Origin of the sequence: Streptomyces sp. NPDC051180, assembly GCF_040689545.1 — a bacterium.
GTDB lineage: Bacteria > Actinomycetota > Actinomycetes > Streptomycetales > Streptomycetaceae > Streptomyces.
Genome location: NZ_JBFBBC010000015.1, coordinates 17,396 through 38,640, shown reverse-complemented (window position 1 = coordinate 38,640; position 21,245 = coordinate 17,396). Strand labels below are relative to the sequence as shown.

Sequence of the window (21,245 nt, the reverse complement as noted above, 5' to 3'; positions counted from 1 at the left end):
CGGGTACCGGGGCCGCGATCGTGGCCCTCACGTACGCCGGGCTCATCGCCGCGCGACCCGAATCCGTCCACGGCGGAGTCGGCGGCCCGGTCGCCCTCCTCGCCCTGTGCGGCTACACCCTCGGGGCGATGCTGATCGTCTCCGGCGCCATGGCCGAACTGCCGACGGCGACGGTCGCGCTGCTGCCCGTGGCCATCACGATCAACATCGTCATGGGCAAGATCGTCTACTTCAGCGGCCTGCCGCTGCAGCTCGACTCCATCGGCACCGTGCTCGTCGGCGTCCTCGCCGGCCCGGCCGCGGGAGCCGCGACCGGAGCGCTGGCCAGCATCATCGTGGGGATGACCATCACGCCGGGGGCCCTTCCCTACGCGGTGACCGCGGCGGCGATCGGCTTCACCGCCGGGGCGCTCGCCCGGATGGGCTGGTTCCGCAGGGTCCCGACCGCACTGCTGGCGGGCGGCGTCATCGGCGTCGTGGCGGGTGTGATCTCGGCGCCCATCACGGCCTTCGTCTTCGGCAACGCCGGCGGTTCGGTCGGCCAGTCGGCCGTCATCGCCACGTTCCAGGCGTACGGCAACGGCCTGCTCAAGGCGGCCAGCCTCCAGGGGCTGATCGCGGATCCGCTGGACAAGGCGCTCACGGTGGGGCTCGCCCTGGCGGTCCTGGCCGGACTGCCACCCGGGTTCACGCACCGCTTCCCCTTCGCCAGGAGGTTCCGGGTCGTCCCGGCGCCCCGCGCCGCCCAGGGAAGGGTGTGAGAGATGAGCCTCGCGCTGCAGATCACCGGTGATTCCCCGCTCCACCGGCTGAATCCGCTGACGAAACTCGCTTTCGCCGTCACGGTGACGGTGTGCGCTTTCTCGCTGACCATGGTCTGGTGGCCCCTGCTGCTTTTCTTCGGCGTGGTGCTTCCCGCGGTAATGGTCTCCGGAGTGACGCGCAGATTCCTCGTCATGCTGTTCGCTCTCTGGGTTCCGGTCGCCCTCGTCGTCTTCGTCGTCCAGGGATTCTTCTATCCGGACGCCGAACGCGTCGTGGCGGAATTCGGGCCGCTCCAGTTGAAGTACGAGGGAATCGTCTTCGCGGCCCAGACCGCGTTCCGCGTGATGGTCCTGATGGGAGGGTTCTTCCTCCTTCTCCTGACGACCAGGCCCAGCGCGCTGATGAGCGCGATGACGCAGCGCGGGACCTCGCCCAACATCGTGTACGTGATCGCCGCGGCCCTGCAGATCGTGCCCGCCCTCAGCGCGCGGGCGCAGGTCATCCTCCACGCCCAGCAGGCGCGCGGCCAGACGGTCAAGGGGCTGCGGGGCCGGGTCCGCGCGCTGCTGCCGATGGCCGGACCCCTCATCTTCGGGGCCCTGGCGGACGTCGGCGAGCGGGCCGCCGCCATGGAGACCCGGGGCTTCGGTGCCGTACGCCGCCCCACCAGCCTGACCGAGGTGCCGGACAGCACCGCGCAGCGCGTCGCCCGGACGGCGATGGGGCTGTGCGCGGTCGTCGCCGTCGCCGTGAACGTACTCGGAGTGATTCGGTGATCGAGTTCAGGGACTTCTCCGTCTCCTATCCCGCCGGTTCCGCTCCGGCGCTCCGGGGAATCGACCTGGTGGTGCCGCGCGGCCAGTTCTGCGCCGTCGTGGGCGCCGGCGGGGCCGGAAAGACGACGCTGGCCGGGGTCGTCAGCGGAGCCGTTCCCCATCTCACGGGCGGTCGGATCGACGGTGAGGTGAGGGTCGACGGGAAATCGCTGACGAATGGTCGGATGGCCGAACTCGCCGCCCAGGTCGGCCTCGTGATGCAGAATCCGTTCCACCAGATCTCCGGTGCCCGGTTCTCCGTGCGGGAGGAACTCGCCTTCGGCCTGGAGAACCTCGGCGTCGAACGGGCCGAGATGCACCGCAGGATCGACCGGGTCATGGCCGACCTGCGGCTGACCGGACTCGCCGAGCGCTCCCCGTACGAGATCTCGGGGGGACAGCAGCAGCTGCTCGCGATCGGCTCGGTGCTGGTGATGCGCCCCGCCGTCCTGGTCCTCGACGAACCCACCTCCCAACTGGACGCGGTCGGCTCCCGCCTGGTCTTCGACGCCCTGGAGACGGTGCGGGCGCAGGGCGTCACCATCGTGCTGTGCGAGCACCGCACGGAGCTGCTGGCCCGGCACGCGGAGCGCGTCCTGGTCCTGGAGGAGGGCCGGCTCGTCGCCGACGGGAGGCCCGAGGAGGTACTCGTCGATCCGCGGCTGGAGGAGTGGGGGGTGGCTCCGCTCCGCTACACCGTGGCGGCGCGGCGCGCCGCGGAGAGCGGCCGGTGGCCCGAGGGCCGCGCCCTGCCCACCACCCTGGAGGCGGCCGTCGAGGGCTTCGCCGCCACCCCGCGTCCGACCGTCCGTGCCGGGGAGGCCCTGTGATGCTGCGCGTCGACTCTCTGATCCACCGCTACCCCAACGGCACGCCCGCGCTCGACGGCGTGTCCCTCGCCGTGGAGGCCGGCGAGCGGGTGGCGATCGTCGGCCCCAACGGCGCCGGCAAGACCACGCTGGCGCGCCATCTCATCGGCCTGCTCCGGCCCACCTCGGGGACGATCGAGGTGGACGGCGAGAACGCCGACCGGCTCGCGATCGCCGAACTGGCGCGTGTGGTCGGCTTCGTGTTCCAGAACCCGGACGACCAGCTGCACGCCTCCACGGTCGCCAAGGAGGTCGCGTTCGGGCCGCGGAACCTCCGCTTCCCGGCCGAGCGCGCCACCGCGCTCGTGACGTGGGCGCTGGAGGTCACCGGCCTGACGGAACGGGCGGGCAGCCATCCCCACCACCTCTCGCCCGACGAGCGCAAGCGCGTCGCGCTCGCCTCCGTCCTCGCGATGGACACCCCCGTGCTCGTCCTCGACGAGCCCACGACCGGCCAGGACCGACGTGCGGTGCGCCGCCTGGAGGGGATCCTCGGCGGTCTCGCCGAGCAGGGCAGGACGATCGTCGCGGTCACGCACGACATGGAGTTCTGCGCGGAGAACTTCGACCGGGTCGTCGTGCTGGCCGACGGCCGGGTCCGGTGGGACGGACCCGTGGAACGATGGCTGGAGGACGCCGCGGACATGGCGGAGTACGCCTTCGAGCAGCCCCAGATGACCCGGCTCGGCCAGGCCCTCGGCTGGAAGGAGCCGGTCGCCACGGTGGACCGGTTCCTCGCGGTCCTGGAGAGCCGGGCGGGGCTCGCCGGCTGAGCGTCGCGCGCGTCCGGGGTTGACCCGTTGCGGGGGTGCGCATAGCGTCGCCGCGCCGGGGTAAGCAAGCGCTCAGGAGGTCGCACGGTGGTGTCCGGTGGAATGGAGCGGCTGACCGCCGACGGCGCCCCCTTCGCCGTCGAGGACGGGGTCTACGCGAACGGGCCGCGGACGCTGCGGGAGTTCGTGGAGGCCGTCTGGGGGTACGGGGACCGGGTGTTCCTCGTGGCCGGGGGCGAGCGGATGACGTACCGGGAGTTCTTCGACGCGGCCTGTGGGCTGGCGCGGCGGCTGACCGGGGAGTACGGGCTGCGGCCGGGCGACCGGGCCGTCATCGCGATGCGGAACGTGCCGGAGTGGCAGGTGGCGTTCTGGGCCGCGCAGCTCGCGGGCCTGGTCGCGGTGCCGCTGAACGCCTGGTGGACCGAGGAGGAGTGCGCGTACGCGCTCGGCGACTGCGCGCCGGGGGTGCTGCTGGTCGACGGCGAGCGGGTCGGGCGGGTGCGGGCCTGGGCCGCCGTGCACGGGGTGCCCGGGATCGTCTTCCGGGGGGAGGCGGAGGCGGGGTTCGAGGCGTACGTCGTCGACGACGACCCGCTGCTCGGGCCCCCGCCGGTCGACGTGCTCCCGGAGCACGACGCGACGATCGTCTACACGTCCGGCACCACCGGGCGGCCCAAGGGGGCCGTCGCCACGCACCTCGCGCAGGCCGGGGCCTCGATGAACCCGCGGTACTTCGCCGCCGCCGCGGCCCTCGCGCGCGGGGACCTGCCCGGCACCGGGCCGGCGCCGGTGTCGCTGACGACGTTCCCGTTCTTCCACGTGGCCGCCTTCACGTCCTTCTACGCGGTGATGGCGGCGGGCGGGACCCTGGTGATGATGCACCGGTGGGACGCCGCCGGAGCGCTGGAGCTGATCCGGAAGGAGGGCGTCACCCACTACGCGGGCGTGCCCACCACCGCGCTCCAACTGCTCGCCCTCGCCCGCGAGACGGGCGACCCGCTGGAGACCCTCACCCTCCTCAGCACCGGTGGCGCCGCCGCCCCGCCGGGGATCGTCGCCGGTGTCACCGAGGGGTACGGGCGGCGGATCGAGCCGCGCAACGGGTACGGCCTGACCGAGACCTGCGGGGGCGTCCTGTCGAACGTGGGGGCGGAGTACCGCGCGCATCCGGGGAGCGTCGGGCGGCCGTCGCCCGTGACCGAGGTGCGGATCGAGGCGCCGGACGCCGACGGCGTGGGCGAACTGTGGCTGCGGGGGCAGTGCCTGGTCCGCGGGTACTGGGGGGACGACGAGGCCACCCGCGCCGCGTTCGCCCCCGGCGGCTGGTTCAGGACCGGGGACCTCGCGCGCGTGGACGCGGACGGGCGGGTCAGCGTCGTCGACCGGCTCACCGACATGGTGGTCCGCGGCGGGGAGAACGTGTACTGCGTCGAGGTGGAGGCCGTGCTGCACGACCACCCGGACGTCGTCGACGCCGCCGTGCTCGGGGTGCCGCACCCGCTGCTCGGGGAGGAGGTCGTGGCCGTCGTGCGGCTGCGGAGCGGCGCGGACCGCGACGACGTGGAGCGGCTGCGCGCCCATGTCGGGTCGCGCCTCGCGGCCTTCAAGGTGCCCGCCCGGGTGTACGTGCGGGAGGGGGAGCTGCCGCGGAACCCGACCGGGAAGATCCTCAAGCGGGAGCTGCGGGAGGACGTCGGGGGCGCCTGACGTCGCGGGGACCGGCCTGCCCCGCGGGCCCCGGCCGTCCCGCGCGCGTCCCGTCAGAGACGGGTGATGCGGACGCGGTAGGTACCGGCGGGGTCCTCGTCGAGGACGGTGATGCGGATGCCGTTGGCGCGGTCGGTGAAGGTCTCGCCGGGGCGGTAGGGGGCGTCGGAGAGCTCGGCGTGGACGTTGGCGCGGCGGGTGCAGCCGCCGCTGGCGTGGTCGCTGTCGGAGACGGTGACCGGGCCGTGGCCGGTGTCGACGTCGGACTCGACGCGGTAGACGAGGACGCCCTGCTCGCAGACGGCCTCGTCGTTGCCGTCCTTGCTGCGGACCTCGACGGCGTAGCCGGAGGTGGCGGAGAGCGGGACGAACGCGAGCTTGGGGCCGCCGGGGACGGCGAGCGGGGTGAGGGAGTAGTCGCCGGTTCCGGTGCCGGACGCACAGCTGACCTGGTCGTTGTCGAGCCAGCCCAGCTTCCACTTGTGCCAGCCGAGCAGGTCGTTGTTGGCGCCCCAGTCCTCGGACATGATGTCCCAGTGCCCGACGGTGCCGCCGCCGTCCGCGGTGTAGAGGTCGGGCAGGCCGAAGACGTGGCCGTTCTCGTGGGGGAGGACGCGGTAGCCGGTCTCGGAGAAGCTGCCGGAGCCGTCGTCCTGGCGGCTGTAGACGAAGGACGTGTTGGCGAGCGGGACGCCGTCGGCGTAGGGGGCCTCGTCGTTGCCGGAGAAGGTCACCGACAGGACGGTGTCGAGGGCGGACGGGCCGGCGTTCGGGGTGACGAGGACGTTGACGAGGTCGAAGGCGCTGAAGTCCACGCGGGGGTCGGCGGCCTTGACGATGTCCTCGACGAGGGAGCGGTAGCCCGGCTCGTACGGCGAGCCGCGCTCGATCCCGTACGCGGAGAACGCGCGGGGCATCCGCAGCCAGTCGGGTATCGGGGCCTCGGCCTGGTAGTGCAGGCGGCCGTAGGAGCTGGTGCGGAACCAGTCGGCGGTCTGGGGGAAGAACTCGCGGAACCGGCTCATCGCGGTGCCCTCCCCGGGGGCGTCGGGGAAGTCGACCATCAGGTTGAGGGCCCGCACCTGGCCGGTGGACCGCACGTACCCGGGGGCGGTGGGCAGCCCCTCCGACATCTGCACGCCCATCGTCGTGGCGATGCGGCACGGCCCGAGCTGGGCCCCGCCCGGCGCGGCGGCCACCGGTCCGGCCGTCGCGGGGGCGGGGCCGGGCAGGGTGCTGCTCGCCGAGGCGAGGAGGGTGAGCGAGAGAGCCGTGATCGCCGCCAGGGCGACGGGTCTGCGTATCCGTCGGCGGGGGTGCTGCATACGGGCGCCTCTCCGGTGGGGGCAGGTCTGCGGCACGGGCCCGTGGGCGGGTCCGCGCTGTGCGATCAGCCTGTGACGGGTGGTGGGGGCGCGCGCGCCGGGTGGCCCGATCGTGGGTATTCCGCGGAGCCGCGATCATGTGACGCAGGTCACAGCGCGGCGGGGAAATAACCGGGGACTGGGTCCCCGTTTAACCCTGTGTTCAACGAAGTGGGGAATCCTTCCCCGGATGGTCCGGACGAGTGCTCCGTACGAGCACCCCGGACGACAGTCCCGAACGAGTGTGAGGAGGCCGTGGCGTGACCAGTCCCGCCGACACCGCGCCCGCCCGCCGCGTCCCCCGGCCGCGGGCCGACGCGCTGCGCAACCGCGAGCGGATCGTGACGGCGGCCCGCGAGATGTTCGTCGAGTTCGGGTCCCAGGTGCCCTACGACGAGGTCGCGCGCCGGGCCGGCGTCGGGAACGCCACGCTCTACCGGAACTTCCCCGAGCGCGCCGACCTCGTCCACGAGGTCGTCCTCTCGCTCATGGCACGCGTCACCGAACTCGCCGAGCGGGCCGCGGAGGAGGAGGGCGACACCTTCGCCGCGCTCCGCCGCTTCACCCACGGAGCCGCCGACGAGCGCGTCGGCGCCCTGTGCCCGATGCTCGACGGCGCCTTCGACAAGGACCACCCCGACCTGATCGCCGAGCGCGACCGCCTGGAGGAGGCCGTGCAGGGCCTCGTCGAGCGGGCGCAGCGGGCCGGCCGGCTCCGCACCGACGTCGGTGTCGGCGACCTGATGGTGGCCCTGTCCCAGCTGACCCGCCCGCTGCCCGGATCGGGCTGCGGGGCCTTCGACCAGTTCGTCCACCGTCACCTGCAGCTGTTCCTCGACGGCCTGGAGACACCCGCCCGCTCCGAGCTGCCCGGGAAGGCAGCGACCCTGGAGGACCTGAGACGCGACGCCTGCGCGCCGCCGACCCCGTGACCGCACCGACCTCGCCGTGACCGCCGGCGCCGCCCGCGAGGGCGCGACGGCGCCGGGCCCGCACGCCCGCGTCACCCGCACTTCCTGAGACCTTTTCGACCCGTACGCGCCAAGAGGTGGCTACACCCATGCCGAAAATCCCCCAGACCGCCGCGATCCAGGCCGACCCCGGCCGCTGGAAAGCCCTGATCTTCATCGCCCTCGCCCAGCTGATGGTCGTGCTCGACGCGACCATCGTGAACATCGCGCTGCCCTCCGCCCAGCAGGACCTCGGGATATCGGACGGCAACCGGCAGTGGGTCATCACGGCCTACGCCCTCGCCTTCGGCGGTCTGCTCCTCTTCGGCGGCCGCATCGCCGACCTGTGGGGCCGCAAGCGGACCTTCGTCACCGGCCTGATCGGCTTCGCCGCCGCCTCCGCCCTCGGCGGGGCCGCGACCGGCGAGGCGATGATGCTCGGCGCCCGCGCGCTCCAGGGCGCCTTCGGCGCGCTCCTCGCGCCCGCCGCGCTCTCCCTGCTCGCCGTGACCTTCACCGACGCCAAGGAGCGGGCCAAGGCGTTCGGCATCTACGGCGCGATCGCCGGTGGAGGCGGCGCCGTGGGCCTGATCCTCGGCGGCTTCCTCACCGAGTACCTGAACTGGCGCTGGACGTTCTTCGTCAACATCCCGTTCGCCGTCGTCGCCGCCGTCGGCGCCTACCTGGTCGTCCGCGAGCCCGCGGGTGGCCGCAACCGCTCGCCGCTCGACATCCCCGGCGTGATCCTGTCGACCCTGGGTCTGGTCTCGCTCGTCTACGGCTTCACCCGCGCCGAGTCCCAGGGCTGGAGCGACGCCGGCACGATCGGCCTGTTCGTCGGCTCCGCGGTGCTGCTCCTCGCCTTCGTGCTCACCGAGTCGAAGGTGAAGTCCCCGCTGCTGCCGCTGCGCGTGGTGACCGACCGCAACCGCGGTGGCGTCTACCTCTCGCTGGGTCTCGCGGTCATCGCGATGTTCGGCCTGTTCCTGTTCCTGACGTACTACCTCCAGGTCGTGAAGGGGTACTCGCCGGTCAAGACGGGCTTCGCGTTCCTGCCCATGATCGCGGGCATGATCATCGGCTCGACCCAGATCGGCACGCGGCTGATGACCCGCGTCCCGCCGCGGCTGCTGATGGCCCCCGGCTTCCTGACCGCCGCCGTCGGCATGCTGCTCCTGACGCAGCTGGAGATCGGCACCTCGTACGCCGGTCTGATCCTGCCCGCGCAGCTGCTGCTGGGTCTGGGCATGGGCACGGCCTTCATGCCGGCCATGTCGCTCGCGACGCTCGGCGTGGACCCGCGGGACGCCGGTGTGGCCTCCGCGATGGTCAACACCTCGCAGCAGGTCGGCGGCGCCATCGGCACGGCCCTGCTGAACACCATCGCCGCCTCGGCGACCACCGCCTACCTGGTCGACCACGCGGCCGGCGCGACCACTCCGGCCGCGCAGAAGCTGGTCCAGCTCCAGGGCATGGTCGAGGGGTACGCCGCGGCCATCTGGTGGGCGGTCGGCATCCTGGCCGCCTCGGCCACGATCGCCTTCGTGCTCATCAACACCGGCAAGCCGGGCGGCGGCACCGTCGCCGGCTCCTCCGAGGGCGCGGACGACGAGATCAAGGTCCCCGTCATCGCCCACTGACGGTCCCGCCCCACCCGCACGGGTCTGCCCCGGCACCGCCTCCGCGGCGGCGCCGGGGCAGACCCGTGCTCAGGCCCGGTTCAGCGGAGCCAGGGCAGGTCCGCGCCGGCGTCCGCGGGTTCGAGGCCCTCGGCCATGACGCGCATGATCGCGCCGAGCTGGTCCACCTGCTCGGGCGAGAGGCGGTCGAAGAGGGCCTGGCGGACGGCGGCGACGTGGCCGGGGGCGTTCCGCCGCAGGATCTCGGTGCCCTCGTCGGTCAGCCGGGCGAACTGGCCGCGCTTGTCGGAGGGGCAGTTCTCGCGCAGGACCCAGCCGTTCTTCTCCAGCCGGGCGATCGCGTGGGAGAGCCGGGAGCGGGTGATCTTGGCGCTCTTGGCCAGTTCGGTCATCCGCAGCCGCCGGCGCGGGGCCTGGGAGAGCTGGACGAGCAGTCCGTAGTAGATGTGCGGCATCCCGGCGTCGCGCTGCAACTGGCGGTCGAGGTGGTCCTCGAGGAGCGTGGTGGCGTGCAGGTAGGCGCGCCAGACGTGCTGCTCCTCGTCGCTGAGCCAGCGGGGTTCGGTCATGTCTCCCATGGTTCCCATCGTACGACTCGTTCTTGAAAGTTGAACTATGTGGCGTTACGGTGTGAGCAGATAGCTTGAAACTTCAAGGATGAGGACGGTGGTCGCCATGGACGCCACGCTGGAAACGGACGCCGGGCCCGCGCGGATGCCCGCGCTCTACCTGTCCCACGGCGCCCCGCCCCTCGCCGACGACCCCGTCTGGCCCGGCCAGCTCGCCGCCTGGTCCGCCACCCTGCCCCGCCCCCAGGCGATCCTCATGGTCTCCGCCCACTGGGAGGAGGCCCCGCTCGCCCTCGGCGCGACCGAGACCGTGCCGCTGGTCTACGACTTCTGGGGCTTCCCCGAGCACTACTACCGCGTCCGGTACGGGGCTCCCGGCGCCCCGCAGCTCGCCGAGGCCGTCCGCAAGCTGCTCCGCGGACCCGGCACGCCCGTCCAGGACATCCCCGACCGCGGCCTCGACCACGGCGCCTACGTGCCGCTCGTCGAGATGTTCCCCGGCGCCGACATCCCCGTCCTGCAGATCTCCATGCCGACCCTCGACCCGCGCCGGCTCATGGACATCGGGCGCAGGCTCGCCCCGCTCCGCGACGAGGGCGTCCTCATCGTCGGCAGCGGCTTCTTCACCCACAACCTCGCCGCCCTGCGCCACACCGGCGGCGGAGTCCCCGGCTGGTCCGCCGAGTTCGACGCCTGGGGACACGAGGCCCTCGCGGCGCGGGACGTCGACGCCCTCCTCGACTTCGAGCGCAAGTCCCCCGCGGGGCGCCTCGCCCACCCGCGCACCGAGCACTTCGCCCCGCTCTTCGTCACCATGGGCGCGGCGGACCAGGCGGGCGACCTCGACGCCGAGCGGTCGGTGATCGACGGCTTCTGGATGGGGCTCGCGAAGCGGTCCGTGCAGTTCGGCTGAGCCGGCTCAGAACACCGGCGGGTTCAGCTCCACCGAGCGGACGGCGGCGGCCAGCGCGAGCGGGCCGCCCACGTCGAGCGCCGTGTCGGTGAACTTGATCGTGTGGTCGTCGCCGTGCGCCGCCGCCCGCTCGAAGACCTCCTCGGCGTTCAGGGAGGTCGCCCGGTACGGGGCGGCCTCCGCCGGCGCGTACGCGGCGGTCACCGCGGCCGCCGCCGCCCAGGCCGCCGCCAGGCTCGGCGCCCACAGCTCCCGGGGGAGCGCGGGCAGGGTCCGCAGGACCGCGTTCGGGGCGGTCGCCGCGTGCACCAGCATCACCGGCTCGCCGTGACCGTGGGTCGCGTACCGGTGCGTGGCCGCCGCCACCAGCTCGGCCAGCAGCGCCCGCGCGGTGTCGGGGTCCGGCGCGGCGCCCCACCGGGGGAACGCCGTGAGCTGCGCGAGGCGTGGCCGTATCCCGCCCTCCTGCTCCGGAACCCGCGGTACGGCGTCCAGGGCGGCCGCCGCGGACGGCGCCGCGGCCAGCGGGGCGATCGGCGGCAGCGGCCGGTGGCGGGCCGCCCAGTACCCCAGGGCGTGCGCCAGCTCCGCGCGGCGCGGGGCCGTCCCGGGGGACGTCAGGAGCGTCCGTACGGCGTGGCCGGTGCGGATCACCGGATGGGTCGCCCCGCCCGCGATGCCGGGGAGCAGCCGGGGCCACCACTCGGCGAGGACCTCCCGCCAGGGGCGGTCGTCGAGCTCCCGGGCGAGGAAGCGGGTCCAGTCCGTGATCCGGGCCGGGTCGCCGAGCGCCTCCCGCCAGGTCTCCGCCGTGACGGACCGGACGGCGGGCGGCGCCTCCTCCAGCTTCGGCGCGTAGTGGTCGAGCCAGCGGTGCACGGCCTCCGCCCGGCCGTGGCGGACGAGGGCCTCGACGGCCATCGGGGCGTGGTTGGTGAGCCATCCGTTGCGCTCGGGTCCGGTGGTGTGGAGCCTTTCGAGGGCCTCGTCGAGGGTGCCGCTGCTGTCGGTCATGCGGCCGACGCTAGGACCGCGGCCCCCCGGTCCGTAACGGGCCGCGGACCTAGTCCGCAGGGCGGAGGCAACCGCCGGCCGCGCCGAGGCGTCTGAAGGGATGGCGCCGCATGTGATCGCGGTCTCACCGACGGAGTGGTCGTGGACCCCCGCGAGGGGCGCCGAATCACCCTCCGTGCCCGGTCTGACCTGCGCCTCCGTGGGTAGACGAGGCATGCCCGGGCGGGCGGCGGCCGCGCAGGATACTGCATGATCGCGAAAATCCATGTGCCGGGTGGGAATTCTGTCCTGATTCCAGTCGTTGTTTCCGTCGGATGCAGGGCACCCGGAAGGGTGTCGCGACCTACTCAGCAAGGGAGCACGCATGGCAACCCGTGCCGTCGCCCGTCGTCAGACCTCCGCCACGAGCGGGGCTGCACGGGCAAGCAGCGTTCGCGCCGTGGGCGGGGAGATCGCCGACCGCGACCTGGTCGGCATGTACCTCGACGAGATCGCGCGCACGCCCCTGCTCGACGCTGCCAAGGAGGTCGAGCTCTCCCAGACGATCGAGGCGGGCGTGTACGCCCAGGAGATCCTCGACGGGAACGCGGAGAGCGAGGCGGGCGGCGCGACCCGTGAGGAGCTCGAGGCGCTGGCCGCCGAGGGCGAGCGTGCCAAGGACCTCTTCATCAAGTCGAACCTGCGGCTCGTGGTGGCCGTGGCGCGGCGCTACCCGCGCAGCGGGCTGCCGCTGCTCGACCTGATCCAGGAGGGGAACGCCGGCCTGGTGCGCGCGGTCGAGAAGTTCGACTACGCGAAGGGCTTCAAGTTCTCCACGTACGCCACGTGGTGGATCCGCCAGGCCATCACCCGGTCCATAGCCGACCAGTCCCGGACCATCCGGCTCCCCGTCCACCTCGTCGAGGAGCTCGGCCGGATCCGGCGGGTGCAGCGCGAGTTCAACCGCGAGAACGGGCGCGAGCCCGAGCCCGCGGAAGTGGCCGCCGAGCTCGGCTCGACCCCGGAGCGGGTCACCGACGTCCTGGACTGGGCGCGGGACCCGGTCTCGCTGAACATGTCGGTGGACGACGCGGGGGAGACCCAGTTCGGCGACCTCCTGGAGGACACGTCGGCGATCTCCCCGGAGCAGTCGGTGCTCACGCTGCTGCGCAGCGAGGAGCTCGACGACCTCATCGACAAGCTCGACCACCGCACGGCGTCCATCATCCGCATGCGGTACGGCATCGAGGACGGCCGTGAGCGCACGCTGACCGAGGTCGGCAAGCAGCACGGCCTCACCCGCGAGCGCATCCGCCAGATAGAGAAGCACGCGCTCCTCGAACTGAAGAAGATGGCCCGCGACACCGGCTTCGACGCGGTGGCGTAGGCCGGAAGGCGACGGCGCGGGCCCCGGGGACGACGTCCCCGGGGCCTCCGTCGTGCCGCCGCGGCTCAGACCCGGGCCGCCGCCGTCAGACGGGCCCCCAGGTCCTCCACGTACGCGTGGAGCGCGGACGGGCCGTGGACGGTGAAGGGGGCGTCGACCAGGGCGAGGCGGAGCGCCAGCCACTCCACGGAGTCGGTGGAGCGGGTGCGGAGCCGGCAGGTGCCCCCGCCCGTCGGGGCGGGCACCAGATGCGACGGGAGCCGGGCGGTCACGAACTCCGCCGGCGCCTCGAAGGAGACGTCCAGCTCCAGCTCCGGCTGGGCCCGGGACATCGAGCGGACCAGGAGCTGCGCCGCGTCCCCGGCCGGCAGCTCCCGCGGGGCGAAGCGGGCGCCGGTGGCGAGCGGGTCGGACACCCGGTCGACCCGGAAGGTCCGCCAGTCCTCCCGCCCGAGGTCGTACGCGACGAGGTACCAGCGGCGGCCCGTGGAGACCAGCCGGTAGGGCTCGACCAGCCGCTTCGTCTCGGCGCCGTCGCCCGCCCGGTAGCCGAAGCGCAGCTTCTCGCGGCCGGTGACGGCGCCCGCGAGGGTGGTCAGCGTGGCCGGCGTGACCGTGGCGCCGTCGCCCCGGGTCAGCGGGATCGTCGCGTTCTGGAGGGTGGAGACCCGGTGCCGGAGCCGCGCGGGCAGCACCTGTTCCAGCTTCGCCAGGGCGCGTACGGACGCCTCCTCGACGCCCTCGATGGCGTGCCCGGCACCGGCCCGCAGGCCGACGGCGATCGCGACGGCCTCCTCGTCGTCGAGGAGCAGCGGCGGCATGGCCGTGCCGGCGACGAGCCGGTAGCCGCCCACCGAGCCGAGCGTGGCCTCGACGGGGTAGCCGAGGTCCCGCAGGCGGTCGATGTCCCGGCGGATGGTGCGCGGGGAGACCGAGAGCCGTTCGGCGAGTTCGCTTCCGGGCCACTCGCGCGGGGTCTGGAGGAGCGAGAGCAGGTTCAGGAGTCGTACCGGGGTGTCCGTCATGTCCTCCAGGATGCGGCCTATCTAGGACATCATTTGACCTAGATCGGTTCTATCTTCTTCTTATGAGTTCACACGACGCCGTCACGGATGCGGCCCCCACGGACACGGCGGACAAGCGGCGCTGGATCGCCCTCGCCATCGTCATGACCGCCGCCTTCATGGATCTGGTCGACGCCACGATCGTCAACATCGCGATCCCCAGCATCGAGCGGGACCTCGGCGCCTCCTTCGGGGCCATCCAGTGGATCACCGCCGGTTACGCGCTCGCCTTCGCGGCCGGGCTGATCACCGGCGGCCGGCTCGGCGACATCTACGGCCGCAAGCGCCTCTTCCTCGTCGGCACGGCCGGCTTCACCCTCGCCTCGGCCCTCTGCGGCTTCGCGGCCAACCAGGAGATGCTGGTCGGCTCCCGCCTCCTCCAGGGCGCGGCCGCCGCGATGATGGTGCCGCAGGTCCTGTCGATCATCCACGTCACCTTCCCCGCCCACGAGCGCGGCAAGGTCTTCGGGATGTTCGGCGCCATCATCGGCCTCGGCGCGGTCTCCGGCCCGCTGCTCGGCGCGCTGCTCACCCAGTGGAACATCGCCGGTCTGGAGTGGCGCCCGATCTTCCTGATCAACCTGCCGGTCGGCATCGCCGGTCTGCTCCTCGGCCGGAAGTTCATCACCGAGTCCAAGGCCCCCAAGGCGCTCCGCCTGGACATCGTCGGCATGCTCCTGGTGACGGCCGCGCTGCTCATGCTGATCTACCCGCTGACCCGCGGCCGCGAGCTGGACTGGCCGCTGTGGGGCCACCTGATGATGGCCGGCAGCCTCGTCGTCTTCGGAGCCCTCGTCGCCTACGAGAAGCACAAGACGAAGAAGGACGGTTCGCCGCTGGTCGAGCTGTCGCTGTTCAAGGTGAAGAGCTTCGCCGCCGGCATCGCGGTGCAGCTGACCTTCGGCGTCGTGATGGGCATCTTCTTCCTGATCTGGACGCTGTACATGCAGATCGGGCTCGGCTGGAGCCCGCTGAGGGCGGGACTCACCGGGGTGCCGTTCTCGATCGCGGTGTCGACGGCCGCCGGACTCTCGGTCCAGAAGCTGGTCCCGCGCTTCGGCCGCAAGGTCCTCCAGGCGGGCGCGCTGACGATGATCGCGGGCGTGCTGCTCTACCTGTTCGAGGCCGGACGGTACGGCAACGGCATCGCCTCCTGGCAGATGATCCCGCCGCTGGTCGTCATGGGCCTCGGCATGGGCCTGATCGTGGCGCCGCTGACCGACGCGGTCCTCTCGGAGGTGCCGAAGGAGCACGCGGGCTCCGCCTCGGGCCTGATCAACACGACGGGCCAGATGGGCAACGCCCTCGGGCTCGGCCTGGTGTCCGTGGTCTTCTTCGGCGTGATCGACGGCCGGCCCGCCCCGAAGTCCCCGGCCGAGGCCGGGGAGGCGTTCACGGACGCCTTCCAGAACGCGATGGGCTGGGTCGCGGGCGTGCTCGCCGTGATCTTCCTGGTGATGTTCGCGCTGCCGGCGAAGCCGAAGCAGCACGTGGAGGGCGGCGGCGACGACGTCGTCGAGATCGACAAGGAGCCGGCGCTCTCCCACTGACCGGCGGCGCCGCTCACCGAAGGGCCCTGCCCGGGTACACCACCCCGGGCAGGGCCCTTCGGCTCGTCTCCGCCGGTGGCCTCAGGCGCCGTCGGCCTCGCCGTCGGGCCTCCGCTCCTCCTGCAAGCCGCGCAGCGTGACGGGCGTCGGCGTCGTCTGCTGGACCCATGCCTCGTCCCAGACGAACGTGGCACCCACGGTGTCGCCGTGCGTCTGCCACACCTGGCCGCCCGTGGTCAGCACCTTGACGTAAGCGTGGTTGCCCTGTGCCTCGTAGCCGACGGCGCAGGCGCCGGCCGGGTAGTTCGGATTGCCGGGGTCCGTGCCGACCGCGGTCGGGTTGGTGAGGTCCTGCCACACGATCGTTCCGCCGAGCGACGGCGCACGCCCCACGAACACCTTGCCCCCGGTGAGCACGGCCTGTGCGTCCTCGGAGCCGGTCGGCGCGAAGACGGCGATGTCCGAACAGGGCCCGGCGGCACCGGTGGCGCCTGTAGCGCCGGTGGCGCCGGTGGCTCCTGTGGGTCCGGTGGCGCCTGTCGTGCCGGTGGCTCCTGTGGGTCCGGTGGCGCCTGTGGCTCCTGTAGCTCCCGTGGCTCCTGTCGCACCGGTGGCTCCCGTGGCGCCGGTGGTGCCTGTCGCACCCGTGGTGCCCGTGGCTCCCGTGGCTCCGGTAGGTCCGGTGGGTCCGGTCCCGCCTGTAGCGCCTGTCGTTCCGGTGGTGCCCGTGGCTCCCGTGGCTCCCGTGGCTCCCGTGGCCCCCGTTGCTCCGGTCGCACCGGTCTCGCCCGTGGCTCCCGTGGCCCCGGTCGCTCCCGTGGCCCCGGTCGCTCCGGTCGCTCCGGTCGGGCCCGTCTCGCCCGTGGCTCCGGTGGCACCTGTCGTGCCCGTGGCTCCGGTCGGCCCCGTGGGTCCGGTGTCTCCCGTGGCGCCGGTGTTGCCCGTCGTTCCGGTGGCGCCTGTGGCTCCTGTCGCTCCAGTCGGGCCGGTCTCGCCCGTGGCTCCCGTGGCGCCGGTGGCACCTGTCGTGCCCGTCGCTCCCGTAGCACCGGTGGCTCCCGTAGCACCGGTGGCACCCGTCGTGCCCGTCGCGCCTGTGGCTCCCGTGGCGCCGGTGGCTCCTGTGGCTCCGGTGGCGCCCGTCGTACCCGTGTTGCCCTTCGGTCCGGTGGGGCCCGTGGGGCCGGTAGGGCCCGGCGGGCCGGACTCGCAGCCGTCGTCGCCGCCGGCGAGGGTGCGGGGGGCGTGGAGGCGGGTGCTTGCGACGAAGGGACGGATGTCCTGGTCCAGGAGCTCCAGGAGGGCATCGGGGTGCTCGTGCCGGGCGTGCGGGTGGCCGTGCACCCCGCAGCCGCCGCCTCCGGATGCGGCGGCTGCGGGGGCGGTGCTCGCCGCGCCGGGCGCCCCGGGCGCGGGCGTTCTGCCCCACGCGGCCGCCGAGGGGGTCGCGAAGCCGGTGAGCACGAGGGCGACCGAGGCGATCGCTCCGCCGCCGAGCCAGGCGCGACGTCGGGGCAGCGGGCCCAGGGGGGTCCGGGTCCTGGCATCAGGCCGCATGCATGCTCCTTCCTCCGCCGGCCTCCGGGCCGGCGCGAGCGATGTCCGGAAGGCGTCTCCATGCCTTCTTTGTCGGATCATCGGATCGCTCGGCCGCGGGCTTGACCCCGTGGCGGCACTGTCAGCGCCTTGGCGCAGCGCCGACAGCCGAACGGATGCGTGCAGGACGGCGAACCCACGGCCGCTCGGCGGCGTGCCGACGGCACGGCCGGGCCCGGCGTCCGTAGGGTCGCGCCTCCCGACCGCTCCCCCGTCCCGTCCGGAAGTGGTGTTGCCGTGCAGCCGTCCATCTGCCTGTGCATGATCGTCAAGAACGAGGCCGCCGTGATCGAGCGCTGCCTCGCCTCCGTCCGCGGTCTCGTGGACACCTGGGTCATCTCCGACACCGGTTCCACCGACGGCACCCAGGAGCTGATCCGTACCGCGCTGGCGGGCATCCCGGGCGAGCTGCGGGAGGACCCGTGGGTGGACTTCGGGCACAACCGCAGCCTGAACATCGCCCGCGCCCGCGGCCGGGCCGACTACCTCCTGCTGCTCGACGCCGACCACGTCCTGCGCCGGGAGGGGCCGTTCCCGGCGCCGACCGCCGACGCGTACATGATCCGTCACGGGGGGACGGTGGAGTACCGCGTCAAACGCCTGGTCAGGGGGGACCTGCCCTGGCGGTACGAGGGGGTCACCCACGAGTACCTGACGGCCGACCGCGAGCACGTCCAGGCCAATCTGGACGCACTCGTCGTCGAGGACCACGCCGACGGCGGCTCGCGCCACGACAAGTTCGAGCGCGACGCCCGGCTGCTGGGCGCCGAGCTCGAACGGGACCCGGCCAACCCCCGCACGGTCTTCTACCTCGCGCAGACCATGCGGGACATGGGCCGCTCCGAGGAGGCCGTCGCCCTCTACGAGCGGCGGGCGGCGATGGGCGGCTGGGGCGAGGAGGTCTACTACGCGCTGCTGCAGTCCGGCGTCCTGCGGGCGGAGGCGGGGGAGTGGCCCGCCGCGATGGACGCGCTCTCCCGGGCCTGGGAGGCGCGGCCCGACCGGCTCGAAGCCTGCTACGAACTGGCCGCGCGGCTGCGGAAGATGCGCCGCCACCACGCCGCCCACGCCGTCGTCTCCGCCGTCCTGGACCGGGAGCCCCCCGACGACCTGCTGTTCATCCAGCCCTGGGTGTACCGCTGGGGGCTGCTCTTCGAGTACTCGATCACCGCGTACTGGACCGGCGACCACGCCGCCTCGCTGGCCGCCTGCGACCGGCTGCTCGCCCTGCCGGACCTCCCCGAGGCGTACCGCGAGCAGACGCGCGTCAACCGCGAGTTCGCCGTGCGGCGGCTCGACGAGGCCGCGGCCCCCGTGCCCGTCTGAGGGGCGCGGGGGCCGCGGTGGGCGTCAGCGCACCCGGGAGCGGGACTCCATCGCGTCGCGGGCGGCGCTCTCCGTCTCGTACACCTCGCACATGTGCCGGCCGTCCGGGGTCGCGGTGTGCTCGACCTCCCACAGGCTGGCCTCGCTGCCGTCGAGCAGCAGGAACTGGTGCTCGTAGAGGGTGAAGCCGGCGTCCCGGCCCCCCTCGACCGCGCTGTGGCGCCCGAACGCCTGCGTGATGTGGTGCGCGAAGGCCAGCCGGAGGCGGCGGGCCGTCCGCTCGCCCGGCCGGTCCGCGTTCTCCGCGCGGCGCAGGACGCGGCGCGCGTGGTCGGCGGAGTCGTCCGGCACGTACATCCGGGGCTGGGCGGGTATCGGGCGGGCGAGCAGGGAGCTCAGCAGCTCCAGGTCGTCGTCCTCGCCGAAGCCCGGGCCGTCGAAGGGCTCGGCGGTCCGGCCCGGCCGCGGCCCGGACGGCAGCCGCGACGCGGCGAGCCGCGCCTCCGACTCCTCGGCGTACAGCTCGTGCTGGCGGGCGCCGTCCCGGCCGGCGTTGTGCGTGAGCTCCCAGAGGCTGATCGCGCTTCCGTCGGCGAGCAGATACGTGTGGCGGCGGGTGGTGCGGTGCAGCGACGCGCTGTGGTGCGAGGAGTGCAGCGCGCTGGAGTGGGCGAGCGCCGTGCCGAGGCGCTCGACGGTCGAGTCGGGCAGATCGAAGGAGTTGAGCGCCCGGCCGAGGAGGCGCTCAAGCTGCGTCTCGGTCGTCTCGAAGGGATCGTGAGGATCCTGCGGATCGTTCAAGAGGGTCTCCAGGCCGTCGCCGCATGTCACTTGGTGCTTGCTTAACGTAGTCCCTGGGTCCGACATCGTGTCCGGGGTTCGGGAAAACGAAGGGCCCGCCTGGGAAGTTCCCGACCGTTTCTTTCAACTCCCTTTGTCTTACCGGGAGTACGCGCCCGCGTCCGCTCCGTACAGCTCGCGGTACGAGGGGAAGTCCCCGCCCGGGCCCCGCAGCCCGCCCGGGGCCGCGAGGACCGCCCGCACGATCGCCCGCGTCACCAGGTCGGCGCCCGCCGCCAGGATCTCGTTCAGGGCGAGCGGTCCCGGCGCCGCCGGCAGCTCCCGCGCCCCCGTGGCGAGCGCGAAGACGGTGTCCCCGTCGTTCATCAGGTGCACCGGCCGGACCGCGCGCGCGATGCCGTCGTGCGCCGTGCCCGCGACCTTCCGGGCCTGCGCGCGGGTCAGCGCCGCGTCCGTGGCGACGACCGCGAGCGTGGTGTTCAGCGGCGGCGGGGCGGCCGCCTCCCGCGCGCGTGCGAGCCGCCGCAGCGCCGCCTCGTGCACCTCCCGCGGCGGGACCCCGGGCCGGCCACCGTCGAACAGGCTGCCGTACGGCACCCCTGTCGCGGGGTCGATCGCCGAACCCACCGCGTTCACCACCACCAGCGCGCCGACCGTGATCCCCGACTCCAGGACGGCGCTCGCCGTCCCCACCCCGCCGCGCATCCCGCCGACCACGGCGCCCGTGCCCGCGCCGACCGCGCCCGTCTCCACGCGCGCGTGGTCCCCGCTCGCGTCCGCCGCCTCCACCGCCGCCCGGCCCGTCGACGCGTCCGGCCGCGCCGTGAAGTCACCGCCGCGCCCCAGGTCGAAGACGCACGCGGCGGGCACCACCGGCACCACGTGGGACGGGTCGGGGCCCACCCGCACGCCCCGGTGCCGCCCCTCCAGCCAGGCCATCACGCCGGCCGCCGCGTCCAGGCCGTACGCGCTGCCGCCGGTCAGGACCACGGCGTCGATCCGCTCGACCAGGTTCCGCGGGTCCAGGGCGTCCGTCTCCCGCGTCCCGGGACCGCCGCCCCGCACGTCCACCGCGGCCGTCATCCCGCCCGCCGGGGCCAGGACCACCGTCGTGCCGCTCAGTGCCCCGGGCCCGGCCACGCGCGCGTGGCCCACCCGCAGACCCGCCACGTCGGTGACGGCGTCCTGACGGTTCCTCTCGGCGTCTGTCATGACCCCTGACTACCACGGGCCGTCGACGGACGGGGCGGCTCAGCGCCGGGGGCCGAGGTAGGTGCCGCCGGAGGCGTCGATCACCGTGCCCGTGACCCACCGCCCGTCCTCGGAGGCGAGGAAGGCCACCGGGTCCGCGATGTCCTCCGGCTGTCCGACCCACGGCAGCGCCTGGCCGCCGATCAGCATCCCCTCCAGCTCGGGCATCGCCGCCATCGCGGCGGTCAGCCCGGCCGTCTGCGTCGGGCCGGGCGCGACCGTGTTGACGGTGATCCGGCGCTCCCCGACCACGTTGGCGAGGGTGCGGGTGAAGGTCTCCATCGCCCCCTTCGACATCGCGTACGCCAGCTCGTCGGCGAGCGCGATCCGGGTGACGGCCGAGCCGATGTTGACGATCCTCCCGCCGTCCCGGAGCACCGGCAGCAGCCCCTGCACGAGGAAGAACGGCGCCCGGACGTTGACCGCGAAGAGCCGGTCGAAGAGCTCCGGGGTCTCGTCCGCCAGATGCCCGCCCGAGCCGGTCGCCGCGGCGTTGTTCACCAGGACGTCCAGCACCGCCTCCCCCGTGTGGGCGGCGAGCCCCGCCCGTACGCCCTCCACGAGCGCGACCACTCCCGCGTGCTCCGCCAGGTCCGCCCCCACGGAGAAGGCCCGGCCGCCGTCCCGCTCGATCAGGTCGACGGTCTCCCGCGCCGCGGCCGCGTCCCGGCCGTAGTGCACCGCGACGACCATCCCGTCGGCTGCCAGACGGCGGGCGACGGCCCGACCGATCCCCCGCGACGACCCCGTGACCAGGGCCGTACGGACGCTCCCACCGGTGACGTGCTGCTGCATGACGCTCTCCTCGCGTGCTTCCCGCCGGGGCTTCTCCCCGGCACGTGCACACCCTCGCGCCCGGCGCCGACGGACCGCTGACCACCGGCTGACAGCCGCCGACACCGCCGTCGG

General features: G+C 73.6%; 19 protein-coding genes. 11 read left to right on the top strand and 8 right to left on the bottom strand.

The features are described from left to right. Nucleotides 1-20 precede the first annotated feature (20 nt). From AB0424_RS24615 to AB0424_RS24595, 5 genes are all read left to right on the top strand, one after another. Nucleotides 21-761 carry a hypothetical protein gene (locus tag AB0424_RS24615; protein WP_366308685.1) on the top strand — a complete coding sequence of 247 codons (741 nt, stop codon included), beginning with the start codon at nt 21-23 and terminating at the stop codon, nt 759-761. Nucleotides 762-764: 3 nt separating this feature from the next. Then, a complete protein-coding gene (locus AB0424_RS24610) occupies nt 765-1,541 on the top strand; it encodes an energy-coupling factor transporter transmembrane component T (RefSeq protein WP_366308684.1) in 777 nt (258 codons plus the stop codon). Then, entirely contained in the window at nt 1,538-2,410 is an 873-nt protein-coding gene (locus AB0424_RS24605) for an ABC transporter ATP-binding protein (protein WP_366308683.1), read from the top strand. The genes AB0424_RS24610 and AB0424_RS24605 overlap by 4 nt, the downstream gene beginning before the upstream one ends. Continuing rightward, the gene (locus AB0424_RS24600) at nt 2,410-3,222 is read left to right on the top strand and encodes an ABC transporter ATP-binding protein (protein ID WP_366308682.1); all 813 of its coding nucleotides are present in this window, start codon (nt 2,410-2,412) and stop codon (nt 3,220-3,222) included. The genes AB0424_RS24605 and AB0424_RS24600 overlap by 1 nt, the downstream gene beginning before the upstream one ends. Before the next feature lie 102 nt (nt 3,223-3,324). Further along, nucleotides 3,325-4,932, top strand: coding sequence for a class I adenylate-forming enzyme family protein (locus AB0424_RS24595; RefSeq protein ID WP_366308813.1), 1,608 nt, complete (start codon nt 3,325-3,327; stop codon nt 4,930-4,932). 53 nt (nt 4,933-4,985) lie between these two features. Here the strand turns inward: AB0424_RS24595 and AB0424_RS24590 are convergent, their stop codons facing one another. Further along, nucleotides 4,986-6,257 (bottom strand): M6 family metalloprotease domain-containing protein, encoded by a 1,272-nt coding sequence (locus tag AB0424_RS24590; protein ID WP_366308681.1) that lies wholly within the window; start codon nt 6,255-6,257, stop codon nt 4,986-4,988. A gap of 299 nt (nt 6,258-6,556) precedes the next feature. On the opposite strand from AB0424_RS24590, the gene AB0424_RS24585 reads away from it, so the two are divergent. Then, nucleotides 6,557-7,228 (top strand): TetR/AcrR family transcriptional regulator, encoded by a 672-nt coding sequence (locus AB0424_RS24585; protein WP_366308680.1) that lies wholly within the window; start codon nt 6,557-6,559, stop codon nt 7,226-7,228. A 128-nt stretch (nt 7,229-7,356) separates the two neighbouring features. Continuing rightward, nucleotides 7,357-8,886, top strand: coding sequence for an MFS transporter (locus AB0424_RS24580; protein WP_366308679.1), 1,530 nt, complete (start codon nt 7,357-7,359; stop codon nt 8,884-8,886). A gap of 80 nt (nt 8,887-8,966) precedes the next feature. Here AB0424_RS24580 and AB0424_RS24575 read toward each other — a convergent pair whose 3' ends face one another. Beyond that, nucleotides 8,967-9,473: a MarR family transcriptional regulator gene (locus AB0424_RS24575; protein ID WP_366308678.1), complete on the bottom strand. Its 507-nt coding sequence runs from the start codon at nt 9,471-9,473 to the stop codon at nt 8,967-8,969. Between the two features lie 88 nt (nt 9,474-9,561). On the opposite strand from AB0424_RS24575, the gene AB0424_RS24570 reads away from it, so the two are divergent. Further along, nucleotides 9,562-10,368, top strand: coding sequence for a class III extradiol ring-cleavage dioxygenase (locus tag AB0424_RS24570; protein WP_366308812.1), 807 nt, complete (start codon nt 9,562-9,564; stop codon nt 10,366-10,368). A gap of 6 nt (nt 10,369-10,374) precedes the next feature. On the opposite strand, the gene AB0424_RS24565 is transcribed toward AB0424_RS24570, so the two are convergent. Next, on the bottom strand, nt 10,375-11,382 hold the full coding sequence (locus AB0424_RS24565) for a questin oxidase family protein (RefSeq protein ID WP_366308677.1): 1,008 nt from the start codon (nt 11,380-11,382) through the stop codon (nt 10,375-10,377). Between the two features lie 364 nt (nt 11,383-11,746). Here AB0424_RS24565 and AB0424_RS24560 point away from each other — a divergent pair, with 364 nt between their 5' ends. Further along, complete coding sequence (locus AB0424_RS24560; RefSeq protein WP_366308676.1) at nt 11,747-12,748, top strand: sigma-70 family RNA polymerase sigma factor; 1,002 nt, start codon at nt 11,747-11,749, stop codon at nt 12,746-12,748. Between the two features lie 65 nt (nt 12,749-12,813). Here AB0424_RS24560 and AB0424_RS24555 read toward each other — a convergent pair whose 3' ends face one another. Continuing rightward, the gene (locus AB0424_RS24555; protein WP_366308675.1) at nt 12,814-13,773 is read right to left on the bottom strand and encodes a transcriptional regulator; all 960 of its coding nucleotides are present in this window, start codon (nt 13,771-13,773) and stop codon (nt 12,814-12,816) included. Between the two features lie 62 nt (nt 13,774-13,835). Here AB0424_RS24555 and AB0424_RS24550 point away from each other — a divergent pair, with 62 nt between their 5' ends. Next, nucleotides 13,836-15,362 (top strand): MFS transporter, encoded by a 1,527-nt coding sequence (locus tag AB0424_RS24550; RefSeq protein WP_366308674.1) that lies wholly within the window; start codon nt 13,836-13,838, stop codon nt 15,360-15,362. An 81-nt stretch (nt 15,363-15,443) separates the two neighbouring features. Here AB0424_RS24550 and AB0424_RS24545 read toward each other — a convergent pair whose 3' ends face one another. Further along, a complete protein-coding gene (locus tag AB0424_RS24545; RefSeq protein ID WP_366308673.1) occupies nt 15,444-15,779 on the bottom strand; it encodes a hypothetical protein in 336 nt (111 codons plus the stop codon). 1,416 nt (nt 15,780-17,195) lie between these two features. Between AB0424_RS24545 and AB0424_RS24540 the strand changes: the two genes are divergently transcribed. Further along, nucleotides 17,196-18,284 carry a glycosyltransferase gene (locus AB0424_RS24540; protein WP_366308672.1) on the top strand — a complete coding sequence of 363 codons (1,089 nt, stop codon included), beginning with the start codon at nt 17,196-17,198 and terminating at the stop codon, nt 18,282-18,284. Nucleotides 18,285-18,308: 24 nt separating this feature from the next. Here AB0424_RS24540 and AB0424_RS24535 read toward each other — a convergent pair whose 3' ends face one another. The 3 genes from AB0424_RS24535 to AB0424_RS24525 form a co-directional block, all read right to left on the bottom strand. After that, entirely contained in the window at nt 18,309-19,151 is an 843-nt protein-coding gene (locus AB0424_RS24535; RefSeq protein ID WP_366308671.1) for a DUF6227 family protein, read from the bottom strand. A gap of 72 nt (nt 19,152-19,223) precedes the next feature. After that, the gene (locus AB0424_RS24530) at nt 19,224-20,297 is read right to left on the bottom strand and encodes a P1 family peptidase (RefSeq protein WP_366308670.1); all 1,074 of its coding nucleotides are present in this window, start codon (nt 20,295-20,297) and stop codon (nt 19,224-19,226) included. Between the two features lie 39 nt (nt 20,298-20,336). Continuing rightward, a complete protein-coding gene (locus AB0424_RS24525) occupies nt 20,337-21,131 on the bottom strand; it encodes an SDR family oxidoreductase (protein WP_366308669.1) in 795 nt (264 codons plus the stop codon). Nucleotides 21,132-21,245 lie beyond the last annotated feature (114 nt).